This window comes from Tumebacillus lipolyticus, from assembly GCF_042682745.1.
GTDB lineage: Bacteria > Bacillota > Bacilli > Tumebacillales > Tumebacillaceae > Tumebacillus_A > Tumebacillus_A lipolyticus.
Window position 1 is genome coordinate 1147690 of the sequence record NZ_JBHUIO010000002.1, and the last position, 20932, is coordinate 1168621.

11 protein-coding genes are annotated in these 20932 nt (G+C 58.8%); 3 read left to right on the forward strand and 8 right to left on the reverse strand.

Annotation, left to right across the window (positions count from 1 at the left end):
* Positions 1–27 precede the first annotated feature (27 nt).
* Entirely contained in the window at positions 28–1827 is a 1800-nt protein-coding gene (locus ACFSOY_RS04440) for a M3 family oligoendopeptidase (protein ID WP_386044314.1), read from the reverse strand.
* 151 nt (positions 1828–1978) lie between these two features.
* Entirely contained in the window at positions 1979–3406 is a 1428-nt protein-coding gene (locus ACFSOY_RS04445) for an ATP-binding protein (protein WP_386044315.1), read from the reverse strand.
* Between the two features lie 273 nt (positions 3407–3679).
* Here ACFSOY_RS04445 and dat point away from each other — a divergent pair, with 273 nt between their 5' ends.
* From dat to ACFSOY_RS04460, 3 genes are all read left to right on the forward strand, one after another.
* A complete protein-coding gene (dat, locus tag ACFSOY_RS04450; protein WP_386044316.1) occupies positions 3680–4525 on the forward strand; it encodes a D-amino-acid transaminase in 846 nt (281 codons plus the stop codon).
* Entirely contained in the window at positions 4522–5628 is a 1107-nt protein-coding gene (locus ACFSOY_RS04455) for a DmpA family aminopeptidase (RefSeq protein ID WP_465336008.1), read from the forward strand. Before dat ends, ACFSOY_RS04455 begins: the two co-directional genes overlap by 4 nt.
* Positions 5629–5691: 63 nt before the next feature.
* Positions 5692–6975: an acetyl-CoA hydrolase/transferase family protein gene (locus tag ACFSOY_RS04460; RefSeq protein WP_386044317.1), complete on the forward strand. Its 1284-nt coding sequence runs from the start codon at positions 5692–5694 to the stop codon at positions 6973–6975.
* 87 nt (positions 6976–7062) lie between these two features.
* Here ACFSOY_RS04460 and ACFSOY_RS04465 read toward each other — a convergent pair whose 3' ends face one another.
* The 6 genes from ACFSOY_RS04465 to ACFSOY_RS04490 form a co-directional block, all read right to left on the reverse strand.
* Positions 7063–7851, reverse strand: coding sequence for an EcsC family protein (locus tag ACFSOY_RS04465; protein ID WP_386044318.1), 789 nt, complete (start codon positions 7849–7851; stop codon positions 7063–7065).
* Positions 7852–7872: 21 nt separating this feature from the next.
* Complete coding sequence (locus tag ACFSOY_RS04470) at positions 7873–11097, reverse strand: non-ribosomal peptide synthetase (protein ID WP_386044319.1); 3225 nt, start codon at positions 11095–11097, stop codon at positions 7873–7875.
* Positions 11098–11109: 12 nt separating this feature from the next.
* Positions 11110–12327 (reverse strand): MFS transporter, encoded by a 1218-nt coding sequence (locus tag ACFSOY_RS04475; RefSeq protein ID WP_386044320.1) that lies wholly within the window; start codon positions 12325–12327, stop codon positions 11110–11112.
* Positions 12324–19511 carry an amino acid adenylation domain-containing protein gene (locus tag ACFSOY_RS04480; protein WP_386044321.1) on the reverse strand — a complete coding sequence of 2396 codons (7188 nt, stop codon included), beginning with the start codon at positions 19509–19511 and terminating at the stop codon, positions 12324–12326. Before ACFSOY_RS04480 ends, ACFSOY_RS04475 begins: the two co-directional genes overlap by 4 nt.
* Before the next feature lie 74 nt (positions 19512–19585).
* Positions 19586–20644 carry an HAD-IIIC family phosphatase gene (locus ACFSOY_RS04485; RefSeq protein ID WP_386044322.1) on the reverse strand — a complete coding sequence of 353 codons (1059 nt, stop codon included), beginning with the start codon at positions 20642–20644 and terminating at the stop codon, positions 19586–19588.
* Between the two features lie 48 nt (positions 20645–20692).
* Positions 20693–20929, reverse strand: a complete 237-nt coding sequence (locus tag ACFSOY_RS04490) for an acyl carrier protein (protein WP_386044323.1) — start codon at positions 20927–20929, stop codon at positions 20693–20695.
* Between the last annotated feature and the right edge of the window lie 3 nt (positions 20930–20932).

Sequence of the window (20932 nt, forward strand, 5' to 3'; positions counted from 1 at the left end):
GATCGAATCGACACAAGGTGTTCGCGATTACTTCGTCGCCTTTTTGCCTGCGGTCAAGCGCAGGAACTCTTCCGCATCGGCCACGGTGATATCGACTGCGCCCTGCCAGAACTCCGGCTGGGTCAGGTCGACGCCGAGGTGCTTTTTCGCCAGCTCCTCGACAGTCATGCTCGCCGTGTCGCGGAGCAGCGCCACATATTTGTCCGCAAAGGACGATCCTTCCTGAAGCGCCAGCGCATAGACGCCTGTCGAGAACAGGTATCCGAACGTGTAGGGGAAGTTGTAGAACGGCACCGTCGTCGAATAGAAATGCAGTTTCGATGCCCAGAAGCGCGGATGGTACAGTTCGAGCGAATCGCGATACGCCTTCTTCTGCGCCTCCACCATCAGCTCGTTCAGTCGCTCTGCGCTGACCAGCCCTTTTTTGCGCTCATCATAGAAGTTGTTTTCGAACATGAAGCGCGAATGGATGTCCATGTACATCGCGATCGAACCGGACACCTTCTCCTCAAGCAGCGCGATCTTCTCGTCATCAGACTTCGCATTGCGCACCGCGGCCGACGTGACCAGCGTTTCAGCAAACGTCGAAGCGGTCTCCGCCACGTTCATCGCGTACAGGCGGGAGAAGTACGGCATGTCGCCCATCACATGCGAATGGTAGGCATGGCCGAGCTCATGCGCCAGCGTCGAAACGGCGCCCATCGAGTCATCGTAGGTCATGAAGATGCGGGTCTCATTTTTGCCGGGGAACGACGTGCAGAATCCACCTGGGCGTTTGCCAGGGCGATCTTCCGCCTCGATCCAACGGTTCTCAAACGCCTTTCTGGCGAACTCCGCAAAGTCGGGCGAGAACTGTTCGAACTGGTCGACGATAAATTGCGCTCCCTCGTCGTACGTATAGGAGGTGTTCGAAGAGGAGGTCGGCGCGTACAGGTCGTAGTAGCTCAGCTTCTCAACGCCGATCAGCTCCGCTTTGCGTTCGAGGAACTTGACGAACACGTCTTTGTTCTTGTCGATCACATCCCACATCACATCGAGCGTAGCCCGAGACATGCGGTTGATGTCACACGGCTCCTTCAAGATCGAATCCCAGCCGCGCGACTTGTACAGCGCCCAGCGGAAGCCGCCGAGATGGTTCAAATTGCTGGCAAAGAGCTCTTCGCTCGCCGCAAACGCTTCTTCCCAAGCGGCAAACGCCTTTTCGCGCACCGCGCGGTCAGGCGTGCCGGAGTACATGTTCTGCGCCTGCCCGACCGACAGTTCCTTCACTTCGCCGTCCATCTCCACCTTGATCGCCATGCGGCCGATCAGCGTGTTGTACAGCGTGCCCCACGCCTGATAGCCATCGACGCCGAGAACGCCAGCCAGAGCTTCCATCTCCGGTGCCATCTTCTCCTTGGCGCGCAGGCGGCGCTCCTCCAGCCAGAAGGCGAAAGGCTGTACCGCCTCAGATGCCAGCAGCTGTTGCCATGCGCTCTCCTCGGCGTCCAAGATCTGCTTGTCGAGCACAGTCATCGCCGCGCCGAGCGCAGCAGACAGCTTGGTGATGCGACCACTCACGATCTTCGCCTGCAGGTCTTTCACATCTTGCGCCAACAGGCAGCTGGCAAAGCTGGTCGCATAGCGCAGCGCAGAGTTAACTTCCTGCGTGGTCGCCAGAACTTCAATCCACGCTTCAACGCTGTCCGACTTCTGAAGCGATGCGATCTTTGCAGGCAATGCTTCGATCCGCCCCTCGACCTGATCGAGGTGGGCAACAAGCGCCGGAGACTCCGAACCGCCTGCAAAAATCGGTTCCAAGTTCCATGTTGGATTCAATTTTTCCATCAAAAAAACCTCACTTTGTTGGCTATGTAATTCTTCTTCTCATCATAACACAGTTCACCGCACAGGCGATCATGAATCTGCATACTTTTCAAATAATTCCCTGTTAACACGTTCAGCACCGCCGCTTTCCGCCCAGCCAGCTCCCTGTTGATCAGACGAGCAGCAGCTCCTTCTCCTCCTCAAGCGACAGCGGCAGCAGCACATCGATCGTCGTGCCAACGCCGACCGTGCTGTGAATCTCCAACTGTCCGCCGTGGTCTTCGATGATTTTGTGTGACACCATCAGCCCGAGCCCGGTGCCCTTTTCTTTCGTCGTAAAAAACGGATCGCCGACCTTATGCAATTGCTCTTCGGGAATGCCACACCCTTGATCGATAAAGCGGATGCGCAGCAGCCCTTCCTCCTCTTGCCTGAGCTCGATGATCAGATCCCCTCCGTCTGGCATCGCTTCGATCGCATTTTTCAACAGGTTGATCAACACCTGCTTGATCTGGTTTTCCTCGATCTCGATCTGATCGATTCCAGCCGCGATCGTGGGAAGGATGCGCACATTCTGCAAGATCGCCTGTGGTTCGAGCAGCGTGATGATCGCAAGCAGCATCTGTTCTACGTTGCACGAGCGAAACATCGAGGGGCTCGGCTTCGCTAACAGCAGGAACTCATCGACGATCAGATTGACTCGGTCGAGCTCGGAGAGGATCACTTGATAATATTGCACATCTCGCTGCGCCCCCTCCTGCAACAGCTGGGTGAATCCTTTGATCGCCGTCAGCGGATTGCGAATCTCATGGGCGATGCCAGCTGCCAGCTGACCGACTGCGGACAGCTTGTCGGAGCGATGCACGAGCTCCTCCGCGCGCTTTTGCTCCGAGATGTCTTTGGCGATCAGATAGGCGCCGTCGATCTGATCGTCGATCAGCACCGGCACGTTGGTGATCTGCAGGTTGAGCAACGCACCGCTCGGCTGTTGCAGGCAAATCTCATAGGTCGGCGTCGCCCCGGCGATCGCCTGCTGAAAAAAGCGCTCCATCAGCTCCACCTGCTCCTGCTGCAAGATCGGAGAGAGCGATCGAAAGGAGCGGTCGAGCAGTTGATCGCGACGATCGTTAAGCAGCCGCTCTGCCGCTCGGTTGACGTCGAGCATCCGACCGTTCAGATCAAACAGGCAGACGGCGAATGGACTGTGCGCAAACAGCGATTGAAAGCGCTGATCGGACCGTTTGGCGATCATCAGCGCCTGTCGACGATCGAGCAGCGCCCCGAGCAGGACGAGAAGTTGAATCATGATCGCCCCGATCCCGATCGAGACGGAGAGCATCTCCGCATCGCGGATCAAGCGCGACTCTGGAACGAACTGCTCGATTTGGACGACGACCTTTCCATACATCCACCCGTAATGCAACAGGCTGACCGACAAGCCGAGCGAAATCGCCACGATCAGTCGCCCCCAAAAGCGTGGCGCACACCGCCTTCCACCGATTCGCTTGCTCAAATAGACGGCCGCATAGGTCGCGATCAAAGCGATCAGAACAGAAAAAGCTATCAAAGACAGGTCGTACATGCTGAGCTCCTCTTGCATAGAACCGATCCTCCACTACGATCCAGATTAGAACTATTCCCCTATTCTCCAAAACACAGATCAACACCTCCTTATTTTTAAAATCATGATTAATAACGAAAGAAATATAAACTCGATCTTTCAACAAGAATCACCTCGCACAAGCGCGATCTTGCAAAGCGCTTCCCTGCTGTCTTTCGTCAAAAATATCTGCCTTTGTCAAACATGCAGGAGTTATTGAAGCCGCCAAGAACATTGATTGTATGTACTGATCATGCTGAGGAGGTAATTTTGATGGCGATAGGTTTTATCAACGGACAGTGGATTCCGGTCGAACAGGCGGTGCTCCCGATCGATGAGCGCGGTCATAACTTTGGTGATGGCGTGTACGAAGTGATCCGCGTTTACCAAGGCGTCCCCTTTAAAATGCGCGAGCATCTTGAGCGGCTGCTGAAAAGTGCAGAAGCGATTCTGCTCAAGCTCCCCTACACGATCGAGGAGTTAGAAGCGCTGATCGCAGAGGGGCTGGCCAAGACGGAGCTGCAAGAAGCTGCTGTCTACATGCAGATCACGCGCGGGATCGCCACACGCGTGCACCTGTTCCCAGATGTTCCAGCTTCGACGACCATGACGATTCGCCCGGCTGCAGACATTCCATCCAACGTGCGAGAGGCGGGCATCAACGTTACCCTGGTCGAGGACGAGCGCTGGAAAAACTGCTACATCAAGTCGCTCAACCTGCTTCCGAATGTGATCGCGAAGCAAAAGGCGAAAGATCAAGGCTTCTACGAGGCTGTCTTCGTTCGTGACGGCATCGTGCTGGAAGGGTCGAGCTGCAACATCTTTTTGGTCAAAGATGGCGTGTTGATCACCCCGCCTGCCAACCGTTTCATCCTGCATGGGATCACGCGTGCCACCTTGCTCGACATCGCAAGCAGCCTGCAGATCCCAGTCGAGGAGAAAGAGTTCGGGCCGGACTTGCTCCTGTCGGCCGATGAAGCGTTCCTGACCTCCACTTCGATGGAAGTGATGCCGATCATCGCAGTTGACAACCAGCCGATCGGCACTGGCAAGCCGGGGGAGATCTCCCTGAAACTGCACGCCCACTATCGCGACAGCTACAAACGAGTCGGTGTGTGAACAGCTTGAACAAACGACTGCGCGATTACGGCCTGACGATCGGCTCGCTGCCGACCGGGCCGAACAATTCGATCACCGACGTGACGGGCGTCAAGGTGGGACATTGCACGCTCGATGATGGGCCGATCAAGACGGGCGTGACGGCGATCCTGCCCCACGCTGGCAATCTCTTCACAGACAAGGTGATGGCCGTCTCGCATGTGATCAACGGGTTCGGCAAGACGACAGGCACGATTCAGATCGAGGAGCTGGGCACGATCGAGACGCCGATCTTGCTGACCAACACGCTGTCTGTCGGACAGGCGAGCGACGCGCTCGTCCAGTACATGCTCGAACAGAATCCTGACATCGGCCTGACGACAGGTACGGTCAACCCGGTGGTCGGGGAGTGCAACGATGGATATTTAAACGATATCCGCGGCCAGCACGTGCGGGCAGAACATGTGCTGACCGCGCTGTCTAGCGCAGACAGTTCATTTGCTGAAGGCGCGGTCGGCGCTGGCACAGGCATGAGCTGCTATGGGGTAAAAGGGGGGATCGGCTCCTCCTCCCGCACGATCGAACTGGATGGCACCACCTACACGCTCGGCGTGCTCGTCCTGTCCAATTTCGGGCTGCAACAGGATCTGGTGATCGACGGGATGCGAGTTGGCGAGCAGATCGCCCAGATTGAGCGCACCAGCCGCTCCGCATCAGATCGGACCGCCGCCGTGCCGTTGACAGAGGAGCGGGAAAAAGGATCGATCATCTTCGTGCTCGCCACCGACCTGCCGCTGACCGAACGACAGCTGAAGCGGATCTGCAAGCGCTGTGCGGTCGGCCTTTCCCGAACCGGCTCCTTCATCGGCAATGGCAGCGGCGATGTGGTGATCGGCTTCTCCACAGCCAACCGCGTCCAGCATGAGCCGACCGCCTCGATCGTCCCGCTGCGGATGGTTCATGAAACGAGTATCGACTTGGCGTTTCGAGCCTGTGCAGAAGCGTCAGAAGAGGCGATCTTAAACTCGATGGTCGCAGCCAAGACGACCGTAGGGCGCGACGGGCATCTGCGGGTCGGCCTGCAGGAGTACCTGGAAGAGATTCTCGAACAAACAAGAGCCTGATTGGTATCAGGCTCTTGTTTCGTGTCACACTATCAGCAAAGACATGCGCAAGGAGACGACATCATGAATCTACATAACGAATATCAAAGCAAACTACGCACCGCAGAAGCGGCGATCGAGCTGATCGAGCCGGGCGACGACATCATCGCGCCGATCGCCGCTGGCGAGCCACCGCTTTTGCTCAAGACGCTCCCGCAAAATACTAGACTGCGCGGCAACCGATTGTACCAGATGCTCTCGCCCAATCCAGCCCTGGAGATCGAGCGCGAGCGCGTGCAGATCGTCTCGATGTTCCTCGGTGCGAGCGACCGCCCCGGGTTTCGCAGAGGGGAGATCGACCTGCTGCCCAACCATTTTTCGGACGTGCCCGCCCTGCTCGAACAGATCACCAGCAACCGGGCGCTGATCATCGCCGTCTCACCGATGGACGAGAACGGCAATTTCTCATTGGGCACCAACTGCGACTACATCAGCTCGCTGCTCGACAAATCGAAGCTGATCTTGCTGGAAGTGAACGAAAACATGCCGCGGACGTGCGGCGACAACTCGATTCACCTCTCGCAAGCGACCGCCGTGGTCGAACACCATGTGGAGCTGCCCCTCCTCGCCGAGCCGGTCATCTCCGCCGACGATGAAAAGATCGGCCGGCAGATCGCTGAGATCATCCGCGATGGCGACAATCTGCAGATCGGCTTCGGCGCGATTCCTAGCGCGGTGATGAGCTTTCTGCAAGGCCACAAAAACCTCGGCATCTTCACCGAGATGCTGCCCGACGCCGTCGTCGATCTGTACAAAGCGGGCATCATCACCAACAGCAACAAAACGCTGCACCCGGGCAAGATGACCACCACCTTCGCCTTGGGCAGCCGCAAACTATACGATTTTCTGCACGAGAATCAAGATGTGCTGTTTCTTCCGGTCACCTGGACGAACGACATCCGCATCATCGCGCAGATCGAGCAGTTGGTGTCGATCAACGCTACGGTGGAGGTCGATTTTCTCGGCCAGTGCAACTCGGAGACGATCGGGGGCAACTACTATTCTTCCACAGGCGGGCAGTCAGACTTTGCGAAAGGGGCTCGCCTGGCCAAAGATGGGCGCGGCATCATCTGCCTGCACTCCACCGCCAAAGGTGGCACGATCTCCAAAATTGTGCCGACGCTTCCGCCAGGCGCGGTCGCCTCGACCTCCAAAAACGATGTGGACATGATCGTCACCGAATTTGGTGTCGCCTCGCTGAAAGGGAAAACGATCCGCGAGCGCACCTGCGCCCTGATCGACATCGCCCATCCGAAGTTTCGCGAAGTGCTGGAGTTTCAAGCGCGAAAAATGGGCTACCTGGTCTGATCGCCAGTGCAAAAGGGAAGCTACCTGTCAGCGCTCGCTTTTGCCCGATCGAAAAAAGAGAGCATCCTGCGCGGACGCTCTCTTTTTCTATGTGGTGAGACGCTCCAGAATCCGCCGTTTTTTATACAGCATCATGCCGGTCTCCGCCACATCTTCGATCGTTTTTTTATTCAGAAATGCGCCGAAGAGAATCCCGGCGATCGGAATCAGTTGGAACAGCTTTTTCCAGCCCAGATTGTCGGTCATCGTCAGCACCACCTCGCGCCAGCCTTGCAGCTGTGCGATCACCTGATCGCGCTTGGCCGGTTCGCTGTAGGCGGCGAGCTCTTCGAGAATCGCCTTTTTGCCGACGATGTCAGACGAGGAGAACTGCAAACATTTGATGATGAACAGCCGCTCTTCTCTGCTGCTCGGATCATACCCATAGGAGATCGCCATCTCCTGCAGCACTTTTAGCGAAAGGCCGAGCAAGAGCGGAATGTCGATCGCCAGCGTAAAAATTCCACCGATCCCGGTCGTCGCCCCTTGCCATTTGGCAAAGTTGGAGCGGGTGGTTCGCAATTCGCCTGCCACCCGATCCATCGTGCCTATCGGCAAAGTGGCGATCTCCTCCGTTGTTAACGATCTGTCGGTCACCTTTTCAAATCGCTTGCAGATGCTGTCCGGCTGGATCAGATATTGGCCGCCCGTATCCACGTAGGACATCATCTCATCGAGCGCTTGCCCCATCTTCTCGCGCAAAAAGCGCGGGGTCAGCTTGTCCAACAGCACGAAGGGCAGCCGCCCGATCTTCTCCCAAAACCACAGGTCTTTCTGTTCGCTCTCCCACGCCTCCACCTGTTGCAAGAGCAGCGTCAGTTCAGCTTTTGATTCCACGGCAGTCTACCCCCTCCCGCTCTATTTTCGCCGATTTGCCCGCGCTTGTCTTCTCTCGCGCAAAGATTGGCGGGTATCCGCCCGATTTTTGCCCGAATCGACGATCGAGGTGTCGTGCGTGCCGGCGATAAATTGGGCGAGGGAGCGCACCGTCGGGTATTGAAACAGCTGCACGACAGCAAGTTGCACGTCTAACTGCTCCTGCAGCATGCGGTGGAGCTGGACGATCATGATCGATTGGCCACCGAGTTCAAAGAAGTTGTCGTGCACGCCCACCTTCTCGACGCGCAACACTTCCTGCCACAAGCTGGCGATCCGCTTCTCCAGGTCGCTCTGCGGGGCGACATAGACGTGGCCGAGCTCGGGGCGCTCGCCCTCCGGCTTGGGCAGGGCGTTCCGATCGACCTTGCCGTTCGGTGTGAGCGGCAACTTGTCGAGGAAGAGGAACAGCGACGGCACCATGTACTCAGGCAGCATTTCCTGTAAAAAGAGGCGCAGGTCTCCGCTCGACGGCGCTTCCCCCTCGACGACCAGATAGGCGGCGAGCATGCGGTTATCCGGCGCGGTGACGACCGCCTCCTTGACTGCCCGATGCTTGGTCAGCGCGCTCTCAATCTCGCCGAGCTCGATGCGGAACCCGCGCAGTTTGACTTGGTGATCGAGGCGGCCGAGAAACTTGACGGTGCCATCTGCCAGCCAGCAGGCGAGATCGCCCGTCTTGTACAGTCGACCTTCGCTGTATGGGTTGTCGAGAAAGCGCTCCGCCGTCAGCTCCTCCCGCCCCAGATACCCGCGGGCGACCCCGGCACCGCCGATGTGCAGTTCTCCGGCGACGCCGATCGGCACCGGGTTGAGCTGCGGGTCAAGGACGTAAAACTTCGCATTAGCAAGTGGGCGTCCGAGCGGGATGATCCCTGCTGCCGCCTCGACTTCCTGCACGCTCGTCCAGACGGTCGCCTCGGTCGGGCCGTACATGTTGAACAGGCGAGCGGGCAGGTCGCGCTTGATCTCGGCAGCCAGCGCGGTCGGCATCGCTTCACCGCCGAGCATGATCTTCTGCAAAGCTTGCAAGGCGGGACGTGCCGCTTCGTTCCCCAGCAGCATGCCCATCAGCGAAGGGGTACATTGCAGCAGGGTGGCCCCTTGCTGCAGATCGCCGTTCAGGACGGCCGCCTCCGACAAGAGGATCACTTTGCAGCCGTTGACCAGCGTCCAGAAGAGCTCAAGCACGGAGATGTCAAAGCCGATCGAGGTGACGGCCGCCACCGCGTCGCCCGCCTGACAGCCGATCCGCTCATCCATGCCGGCAAAAAAATTGACCACGTTGCGATGTTCGACCAGCACGCCTTTTGGCTTGCCGGTCGAGCCTGACGTGTAGATCACATAGGCGGTGTTCTGCGCGGTGACCGCAGCGACTGTGCGCTCATGCTCGCCAGCCACCGCCCGCTCAAACTCCGCCCCCCGCACATAGATGCTGTCCAGAGCAAAGAGCGGCTGCCCGAACTCGATCGGCCCCTGCAGATGGTTCGCTTCATCTGCTAACAAAATGCGCACCTGTGCGTCTTCCAGCATAAAGGCGAGCCGCTCCGCCGGATAGCTCGGGTCGAGCGGCAGATAGGCGCCGCCCGCTTTTAAAATGCCGAGCAGCGCGACGATCATCGCTGGCGTTCGCGCCATGCAGACGCCGACGATTCCCTCCGCCCCCACGCCAAAGCGCTGCAGTTCGGAGGCGAGCAGGTTGGCTCGTTCCTCAAGCTCGGCGAACGTGATCGCCTCACCTGCAAACTCGATCGCCACCGCTTCGGGCGTTCGCTGCACCTGCTCGGCAAACAGCTGATGGATCACCGCCTCTTCGCGATAGGGGGCTGCTGTGCGGTTCCAATCGAACAGCAACCGCTCGCGCTCGCCTGCCGAAAGCATCGGCAAGGCGGCGATCTTTTCACCAGGGTTTTCCCCGATCGAGCGCAACAGATGTTCAAAATGTGCGATCAGCCGCTCGATCGTCTCCGGCTGGAACAGGTCGGTGCTGTATTCGACAGTCCCTGCGATGCGATCTTCCGTCTCGGTCAGATACAGCGAGAGGTCAAACTTGGACGTGCCCGTATCCACCTGCATCGTCCGCATCGACAGACCTGGCAGGTCTGCACCGCTGCCCGGAGTGTTTTGCAGGACGAACAGCACTTGAAACAAGGGCGATCGGCTGAGATCCCGCTCTGGGGACACCTCTTCCACCAAGCGCTCGAACGGCACGTCCTGATGGGCGTACGCTTCGAACGCCGAGTCGCGCACCCGCGCCAAAACGTCCAGAAATGTCGGCTGGCCGGACAGGTCGGTGCGCACCGCCAGCGTGTTGACGAACAGGCCGATCAGACCTTCGATCTCCTCGCGCGTGCGGTTGGCGATCGGTGTGCCGACGATCAGATCCTCTTGGCCGGTGTAGCGGTGGAGCAACACGTTGAACGCGGCGAGCAGCGTCATGAACAGGGACACGCCCTCGCGCTGGCTGAGCGCTCTGATCTGCTCGGTCACTTCCCGATCCAGCTCGATCTCAGCAAACGTCCCCTTCAGCGACTGAATGCTCGGTCGAATCCCATCGGTCGGCAGGTCGAGCACCGGCAGCGGCCCCTGAAGCTTCTGCTTCCAATAGAGCAGCTGCTCGTCCAACACGCCACTGTCCAAATATTCTTTTTGCCAGTCCGCATAGTCTGCATACTGGATCGGCAGCTCGGGCAATCGATCAGGCTCGCCCTTCAGCTGGCCCGCGTAGAGCAGGCCGAGCTCCTGCATCAGCACCCCCATCGACCAGCCGTCGGAGATGATATGATGCATCGTCAGCAGCAGCACATGCTCCTCTTCCGCCAGCTTGAGCAGGATGGTGCGCAGAAGCGGAGCGGTGTGCAGCTCAAACGGCTGGCGCGACACTTCCTGTGCCAAGCGCTGCACTTCCGCCTCTCGCTCCGCTGCGAGCAGCCCGCTCAGATCGATCAGCGGCACCTCCTGCTCGACAGCCGGATCGATCACCTGCATCAGCTCACCGTCCACTTCTCGAAACGATGTTTGCAGCGTTTCATGACGGCGCGCGATGGTGCGCAAGCTGTCGACCAGAGCCTGTCGCTCCAACCGCCCCTTCATTCGCACCGCGCCGGAGATGTTGTACGCCGCTCGATCCGGTACAAATTTATCTAGAAACCACATTCTTTGCTGCGCATAGGACAGCGGAAAGAGGTAGACGCCCGTTGATGTCATGTTGATCGCTCCTTATGCGGCCGTGTTGTTCGGCTGTTTTTTTGACGAAAGTGCAACGGTGCGAGCGACAGCCCAGATCGTCGCGGCGATCACCGCGCCCTGACAGACCCAGATCGTCTGCGACATGGTAAGCCCCTTCATGATCAGCGGTACCAACACAAACCCGCTGGCAAAACCGAGTCGGTTGAGCAGCGCAGATACACCGAACACGCGCCCGCGCACCTTGTTGTCACACTTCTGCATCAAAACGCTAAACGTCGTGCCGCACACCGCTTCGCTCACCCCGACCAGAAAGACGACCGGGAAGATCAACCACGGATTTTCACTCGACAAAAAGGTGATAAAACCGAGCCCGGCGATCACGGTGGAGCCGTAATAGAACCCGTGCAGATGGTTTTTGACAATCTCGCGACGCGCGATCAAAAAGGAGGCGATGACGCTCCCGATGCCCCAAGTGCCCCAGATAAAGCCATACATCTTGGCCTGTCCGCTCGGATCGAGCGCTTCTGCGAGCAGCGGAATCCCGACATTGTGGCCGCTCGCGCCTGCCGTCTGCACCAGGTAGACGGTAAAGACGGTGAGCAACATCGGCTGCAGCCACAGATAGCGCTTCACCTCGCGCAAGTCTTCGATGATCGAGGCGATCTTGCCTTTCGCTTGAGCAGTGTGCTCCGCAAGCTTCGGCGCGGAGCTCTCCCATTTCATCATCAGCAGCGCGATCGCTGACAGCACAAAGGAGAGCGCGTCGAACGCCAACACGGTCTTAAACCCGAACGTTTCGGTGACCACGCCGGAGGAGAAAAAGCCGATGACCATCGCGATCGAGCTCAGGCGCATGATCAGCGCATTGACTTCCAACACCCGGTCCTCGCCAAAGATCTGCGGAACTTCGGCAGAAAAGGCGACTTGGAAGAACGAGGCGAGGAAGCCGACGCAGAAGGAGATGATCAGGATCATCACCGGATCGGGAAAGGGAATCAGCACCAAGATCAGCGCGGCGCGAGCAAAGTCGGTAAACAGCATGATCTTCTTGCGATCAAACCGATCGGCGAGCACTCCCGAATAGAGAGAGGACAGCAATCCTCCGAGAACGCGAATCCCCAGGCAGGCGGAGAGCCAAAGCGCGCTGCCGTTTGTGGCGACGAAGATCATCGAGTTGACGACGATCATGTCCATCATCGTGCCGAGATGGGAAAACGCGTTCACATAGAGGTAAAACTTACGGTTCATGATCTAACTCCCTTCTCAGCATCTAGGATCGCTTGCGCCACCCTCCCGACATTCGGAGCTTGCAACAGGCTGAAATGATCGCCGGGAACCGCTTGTGTCCAAAGCGTTTTGCTCGCCAGCGCTCGCCATCCTTCCACGTTTTCGGCGTCTTCCGCATGCAGGAGCATCAGATCACCCGCATAGGCGGTCGCCCGATAGGCGGCGTACGCTTGACGATTGGCACAGAAGACGCGGAACAGCCGCTCAAACTGCGCGGCGTTCAGCTCGGCCGGCACCAGCCCTCTGCGCTGTGCCGCTAGGAACGCTTGCGGCAGATCGGAAAGCGACAGCGCTTCCTCCGCACCGACCAGCTGTGCCAGATCTGCACCTTGCTGTCCGGCGATATCTGCAAAAAAGGCGGCCAGCAGATCCTCTTCTTTCAGTTCCTGCTGCTGCAGCGCCGGATAGGAATCGAGCAGCAGCAGCGGGGCGACCTCCTCCCCTTGCGCTTGCAATCGCTTTGCCATCTCCACGGCGACCACACCGCCGAACGACCAGCCGCCGAGCTGATAAGGCCCCGATTGTTGCACAGAGGCGATCGCTGTCAAATAGTGTGTCGCCATGCTCTCCACAGAGGTGAGCAGCTCCTCGCCAGGCTCCAGGCCGGACGATTGAAGTGCGTACAGCGGCCGATCCTCGCCGAGCTCTTTGGCGAGCGCCGCATAGCAGAACACGCTTCCACCGATCGGATGCACCAAGAACAGCGGAGACCGCTCCCCTTTCGGCTGCAGGCAGACGAGCGACGAAACGGTCGATCTCCCCTCGCTCAGCAGCTCTTCTGCCAGCCCTTCGATCGTCGGGCTGTGGAACAGGGCGGACATCGGCAGCGCCTTCGCAAACGCCGCTTCGACCTGAGCTAACATGCGCACCGCGAGCAGAGAGTGCCCGCCCAGCTCAAAGAAGTTGTCCTGCACGCCGACCTCTTGCACAGTGAGCAGTTCCTGCCAGATCCGGACGAGCGTTTGCTCGGCCGGGTTGCGCGGTGCGAGATACGCCTGCTCGCGGACTCCGCTGCCCTCCGGTTCGGGCAGGGCGAAGCTGTCCACTTTTCCATTTGGCGTCAGCGGCAATCGCTCTAACAGCACGAAGGCGGACGGGATCATGTACTCGGGCAGTCGCTCCTTCAGCAGGAGGCGCAGATCGCTCGCCTTCAGCTGGTGCGAGCCGATCGCCACATAGGCGACCAACCGCTTGTCGCCGGCGGCGATCTCTCGAACTTGCACATAGGCGGCCACGACTGACGGATGCTTCAAGATCGCCTCTTCGATCTCCCCCTGCTCGATGCGGAAACCGCGCACCTTGATCTGGCGGTCGATGCGGCCCAAATATTCTAAGCTGCCATCGGCGAGCCAGCGAACCGAATCGCCTGTCGCATACATCCGCGCAGTCGGATCGTCGGAGAACGGATTGGCGATAAACTTTTCTGCTGTCAATGCTTCCTGCCCCAGATAGCCGCGCGCAAGGCCATCGCCGCTCAAGAAGAGCTGGCCTGGCACCCCGATCGGCACGAGTTGCCTATGTTGATCCAATACATACCCGGTCGTGTTCGGAAGCGGTCTGCCGATCACCGGCGGCGTATCTGCATCGCGGTCGATCAGCGCATAGGTCGAATAGGTGGTATCTTCGGACGGTCCATAGAGGTTGTACACCTTTTCGACATGCGGAAGCTGATACAATTTTTCCACCAGGTGCAGCGGCAGCGCTTCTCCGGCCAGGTTTACCGTGCGCACCGATCGCGGGACTCCGCCCGTGCGCAAAAGCTCGGCGATCGCCGAGGGGACGGTGTTGATCAGCGTGACTTCCTCCCGCGCGGGGAGCTGCGGCAGATGGAGTGCGTTTTCGGCGAGGATCACGCGTCCGCCCGCTGCCAGCGTCACAAACAGCTCGTAGATCGAAAGGTCAAAGCAGATCGAAGTGGAGAACAGCACGCCGGCTAGCTCTGCGGGCGAATATTCTGCCAGCGCCCAGCGAATCATCGTCACCGCACTGCGATGTTCGATCGCCACCCCTTTTGGCCGTCCGGTCGAGCCGGACGTGTAGATCACATAGGCCAACTGGCGGGCGTTTGCGATCGAGATCGGGCGATCGGCCGTCCCCGCCTCCGCAAGCGGCAGATAGAGTGCGCGTCCGCGATGCTCGGGCAGTTGACGATGCAATCGCTCCGTCGTCAGCAGCACAGACAGCTTCGCATCCTCCATCGTGTACAGCACGCGATCTTTTGGATAGGCAGGGTCGAGCGGCACATAGGCGCCCCCCGCTTTCAGCACGCCGAGGATGCTGACCACCATCTCGATGCCGCGCTCCAGATAGATGCCGACGAGCGACTCCGGACCGATCCCTTCCGCCTGCAACCTGCTGGCCACCGCGTTGGCGCGCATGTCCAGCTCTCGATAGGTCAAGCGCGCCGCGCCTGCGATCAGCGCGATGCGCTCCGGGTGTTGCTCTGCCGTGCGTTCGAACAGGTGGTGCATGCAGACATCTTCTGGCACACCGCCTGTCAGCTCGTGGAAGTCGTTCAGCAGTTGCCCCTGCTCCCGCTCGCTCAGGAATGGCACTTCGCCGACCGGAAGATGCGGCGCTTGCACCAGCTCGGTCAACAAGGCGATGTAATGGTCTGCCATCCGCTCGATCGTGCTCGCTTCGAACAGGTCGCTGCTGTACTCAAAATGCGCCTGCACCTCGCTCGCCCGCTCGGCGATGTAGAGCGACAGATCGCACTTGCTCCCTCCTGTGTCGAGCACGATGCTCTCCGCGGTCAGCCCGCCGAAGCTCGCTTGCGAGCGGGGCTTGTTCTGCATGGAGAACATCACCTGGAACAGCGGTGTATGGCTCATGCTGCGCTTGGGCTGCAGCTCTTCGACCAGCTTTTCGAACGGGACATCCTGATAGGTGAACGCGTCGAGCGAAGTGCTCTTCACCTGCTTGAGCAGTTGGTCAAACGTCAGGTTCTCCCCGAGGTTGGCGCGGATCACCAGCGTGTTGACAAAAAAGCCGATCAGGTTTTCAACCTCGCTGCGATTGCGGCCAGCGATCGGGGTGCCGACCAGCAGATCGGTCTGTCCGGTATAGCGGTACAACAGCACTTGAAACGCGCTGAGCAACACCATGTTCAGCGTGATGCCCTGCTCGCGCCAGCTCATCCCTTCCAAGCGACCGACCAGCTCGGATGGCAGGTCGAAATGCCAGCGTCGACCTAAGCCCGTCCGCACCGCTGGGCGCGGGTGGTCACCGGGCAGTTCGAGGATCGGCAATTCCCCCCCGAGCTGTTGCTTCCAGTAATCCACCTGTTTTTGCATCGCCTCGCCCTTCATCCACTCGCGCTGCCAATGCGCGAAATCGTGGTACTGGATTTCCAGCGGCGGCAGGTCCTGACCTGCATACAGCGCACAGAGCTCCGTGACGAACAGCTCGTTTGACCAACCGTCTGTGATGATGTGATGCAAGGTGATCAAACAGATGTGCTCTTCATCGTGCAGGCGGAGCAGCACCGTTCGAAGCAGCGAATCGCGCTGCAGATCGAACGGCTTGCGAGCCTCTTGGCTCATCAAGCGCTGCGCTTCACTCTCCTGCAACTCTTGCGGCAGGCGAGACAGGTCGAGGATCGGCAGCGCAGACTGCACCTCTTGGCGGATCACCTGTTCTGCCTCCCCGTTCACTTCGCGGAAATTGGTGCGCAGCGACTCGTGCCGCTCGACGACGGCGAGCAGCGCCTGTTGAAGCTGCGGCAGGTTCAAGCGCCCTTTGAGCCGCACGGCGGACGAGAGCGAGTAGGCGGTCGACTCGGGCATCAGCTTGTCGAGCACCCAGAGCCTGCTTTGCGCGAACGACAGCGGGTTTTTCTTGCCGCGGCGAAGCATCATCATCGTCGAGATCTGCATCTCTTCACTCGTCTCAATCCAGGCGGACATCCCCGCCACCGTCGGATTTTCAAACAGTTCGCGCAGAGGGATATCGCGCTTGAACTCGCGGTTGAGCCGCGTGATCACCTGCGTCGCTAACAGCGAGTGCCCACCGAGGTCGAAAAAGTTGTCCTCCACACCGACCTGCGGCACGCTCAGCACCTCGCTCCAAACTTCTGCCACCTTCGCTTCCGTCCCGGTGCGAGGCGCGACAAAACTGGAGCGATCGACCTGCGACCAGTCGGGCGCAGGCAACCCCAAGCGGTTGATCTTGCCGCTCGGCGTCAGCGGCATCCGCTCAAGATACACGGCGAGCGTCGGCACCATGTAGTCGGGCAGCCGCTCCAACAGCCAGCTTTTGACCTCCGCATAGGAGACGTCAGGCTGCTCGGGCACGAGGTAGGCGACCAATCGCTTCTCGGCGAGGATCACCGCCGCCTCTCGCACGAGCGGATGCTGGCGGACGACCGCCTCCACCTCGCCGAGCTCCACGCGGAATCCGCGAATTTTCACCTGATAGTCGGCGCGGCCCATAAATTCGAGATTACCATCCGGCTGAAAGCGGCAGAGGTCGCCCGTCTTGTAGATGCGAGCGCCCGCTTCCTGCGAAAACGGATGGGGGATAAATCGCTCATCTGTCAGGTCGGGGCGGCCGAGATATCCTGCGGCGAGCGGAGTTCCCCCGATGTACAGCTCCCCGCTCACGCCGATCGGCACCGGGCGCAGCTCGCGGTCGAGCACGTACAGCTCCGCGTTGGCGATCGGCTTGCCGATCGAAGGGAGCGTCGGCCAGCCGGCCGGATCTCCTTCCAGCTTGTAGGAGGAGACGACATGGCTCTCCGTCGGTCCATACTGGTTGTACACGACCACACCTTCCATCGCCGACAGCCAGGCCGCGATGTGACGGGTGATCTGCAACTGCTCACCTGCAGTCACCACTTCGAGCAGCTGAGTGGCCGCGCTCGACGTCTCCGCAGCTTCGGCGAGATGCTGCATCGCGATAAACGGCATGAACGCCCGCTCGATCTTCTCCTCCGCCAGATAGTGAAGCAGTCGATGCGAGTCGCGCCGCAAGCTTTCATCCAGCACATAGAGCGTCCCACCGGAAGCGAGGGTGGTGAACACCTCTTGAAAGCCGACATCAAAATTGATCGAATAAAACATCGTCGTTCGGCGCGGGCCGCCGTGCACAAAATCTTGCAGCTGCCACAGATGCAGGTTGCAGAGCGCGCGATGCCCCATCGCCACGCCTTTTGGACGGCCGGTAGAACCTGATGTGAAGATCAAAAAGGCAAGATCGTCAGGTGTTGCACCCGCCTGCACGTTTTCCGTGCTGTAGCGATCGAAGGCGGACAGGTCGTCGATCAGCACGAGCTGGGCCTGATGTGGCGGAAGCTCGTCGATCAACCCTGCCTCGGTCAAGATCACCGGCGCTTGCGTGTCTTCGATCATAAAGGCGAGGCGATCCTTCGGATAGGCCGGGTCGAGCGGCAGGTACGGCCCTCCCGCTTTCAAAATTGCCAACAGTCCGACAATCATCTCAGCAGATCGGTTGAGGCAGAGGCCGACCGGAACGTTCGCTCCCACGCCAAGCTCGCGCAGTCGGTGCGCCAACCGGTTGGCCTGCTCGTTCAGCTCGCGGTAGGTGTAGGCCTGCTGATGGAACACGAGCGCGATCCGGTCTGGCGTTTGTTCGGCTTGTCGTTCGAACAGCTGATGCGTGCAGAGAGACGCTTCGTCGTAGATCACCGCCGTGTCGTTCCACTCGACGAGCAGTTGCTGCCGCTCCTCAGCGGGGACGAGTTGCAACTCGCCGATCGTCTGCGCAGGATCGGCTGCGATGCTCGTCAAAAGCGTCTCCAGATGGAGCAGCAACCGCTCGATCGTCGCTCGATCGAACAGGTCGGTGTTGTACATCAAAAGCCCGGTCAATCCTTCGTCGCTCTCCGACAACCACAGCATCTGATCATATTTGACCGCCTCTTGATCGGACCACACCGGCAGGAAGCGCAGGCCCCCCACATCGACTTGGGTGGTGTTGACCATCGGCTGGAGCAAAAACAGCACCTGAAACAGCGGCGTGTATCCCATGTTTCGCTCCGGCTGCACCGCTTCGATCACCTTTTCAAACGGCACATCCTGATTGGAAAACGCTTCGAGCGCCGTCGCTTTGACCGAGCGAAGCAGGTCGGTAAACGGCAGATTCCCGCTCAGCTCAGAGCGCAGCACCAGCGTGTTGACAAAGTTGCCGACCACATTTTCGATCTCGACGCGATTTCGTCCGGCCACCGCCGTCCCGACCAGCAGTTCTTCCTGCGCGGTGTAGCGGTAAAGCAGCGCTTTGTAGGCGGCGATCAGCAGCATGAACATTGTCACGCCTTCCGCTTCGCAGATCTTCTGCAAGCGAACTTGCAACGAGAGCGGATAGGAGATCGGCAGCTGCGAGCCCTTGGTGGTCATCATCGCCGGGCGCGGGCGGTCGGTCGGCAGCTGCAGGACGGGCAGCGGCGCTTTTAGCTGCTCCTGCCAATAGTTCAACTGCTGCTGCGACGCTTCCCCTGTCATCCACTCGTTCTGCCAATGCGCATAATCGGCAAACTGGATCTCCTGCTCCGGCAGCTCGACCCGATTCCCCTCCGCAAACGCTTTGTAAAACATCATCACTTCGCGCAGGATCACATCGATCGACCAGCCGTCCGCGATGATGTGGTGCAAGGTCATCAGCATCAGGTGCTCTTCGTCTGCAAACTTTAACACCGAACAGCGGATCAGCGGGTCTGCTGTCAGATCGAACGGCTTTCTCGCCTCTTCTCCGCTCAACCGATCCATCGTCGATTCTCGCTCCGCTGGCGGCACTTCGGTCAAATCGATCACAGTCAGGGGGACGATCAGCTCTTGGTGAACGATCTGCTTCGGCTGATCATCGATCAAGCGCACGTTGGTGCGCAGCGCTTCATGTCGCTTGACCACCTCGCAGAAGCTGCGCTGCATCGCCTCCAGATGCAACCGCCCGCTCAAGCGCACCGCATACGGGATGTTGTCAGAAGCGTCCGCTGGCTGAAACTGATGGAAAAACCACAGCCGTTGTTGCCCGATCGACAGGTTGGCAGGCCCCGCTTCGTTGCGCTTCGGGATGCCTTGTTTGACCGGGATGTTCAGCTGTCCCTTTAAACGTCGCTCCAGCAGGGCGCGCTTCTCGGCCGACAGGTTGGACTTGCGTTGTGTGACATCCTGTTTGTTCGACATCGCAGATTCCTCCGTGAAAAGGAAAAGGAACGAAGCTCCATCAGGAAGCTTCGATTCCTCCATTCCTCGCCAATTTAACCGATTTGAACGTTCACATACTCTGGGAACGGCTGAAGACGGGTGAGATCGTTTTCGAAGATGATCAGGTCACCCTGCTTGTCCACCTCTTTAAAATCTGCAAACTTGTAGGTGATGTACATCATCCGGTTGCGATCTGTCTGCAAAAACTCTGCCTGCAACCGCTTGCCAGCCGCCTTTGCCGATTGCAAAATGTGGTTGATCAAAATCGATCCGACCCCGCGGGACATCACCCGGCAAGAGAGCAGCAGCAGCTTGATCTTCCAGACTTCCTCGCCCGTCTCCACCAGCGCCAGCCCAATCTTGCCGTACGTGCCATACTTGTCTTCGAGGCCGGCGATCAAGAGCAGGTGGTCATCCGATTGGCGGAACTCATCGAGCTCATCGTAGTTGTACGTATAGCCTGTCGTGTTCAGCTGGTTGGTGCGCTGGGTCAGCTCCTCCGCGCGCTTCAGGTCTTCCTCTTTGGCAGGATCGATCGTAAAGGTCATATCCAGCGAAGCCAAAAACTCATCGGTCGGTCCGACAAACTCCTCTTCCACCTTCTTGCGCTCGATGTCTGCCATGTACATCTGACGACGCTTTTTCGAATCGTCGGTGATAAAGCGCGGGATCATCACATCGAGGTCTAACATCCCGTCCAGGTTGAGCGCGTCGAGGCACAACACCTGCGGATGGTTGAACGCAACCTCCTCGCGCTCGAACGGCTGGTCATCCACAAAGGCGAACGTGTCGATGCCGATGTTGATCAGCTTGGCGATCTGCTCGCACGAGGACGCTTTCGAATTCCAGTTGATCTGCGGGTAGAGAAAGTAATCGGCGATGCCGAACTCTTCCAGCTTGCGCATCGCATCGTCATGGTTGTTCTTCGACGCGATCGATTGCAGGATACCGCGCTCGTCGAGCTCCTTGATGATCTCGACCACATCCGCTTTCAGAATGACGTTTTCATCTTCGAGCAGCACCCCGTCCCAGACGGTGTTGTCCAGATCCCAAACCACGCATTTGATCGTCTTTTTGTCGTCTTTCTTCTTGACTTTTTGCGTTGCTTCCATCCACGATCTCCTCCAATTCTCTTCGATTTAAAGGCGCTTGGTCAGGTGTTAGGCAGCTTTCTTCTCGACGAGCGTTGCGATCGCATCCACCGTGCGGAAGTTGGCCAAATCGAGGTCTTCATTCTCCACGCGAATGCCGAACTCACCTTCGACAAACATCACCAGCTGCATCGCAAAGAGAGAGTTGACAAAGCCGAGTGCAAAGATATCTTCGTCATCCTTCAAATCGTGGTTTTTAAAATGACGGGAAAGAAATTCGCGGATTTTTACTTTGTTTGCTTCCATGGT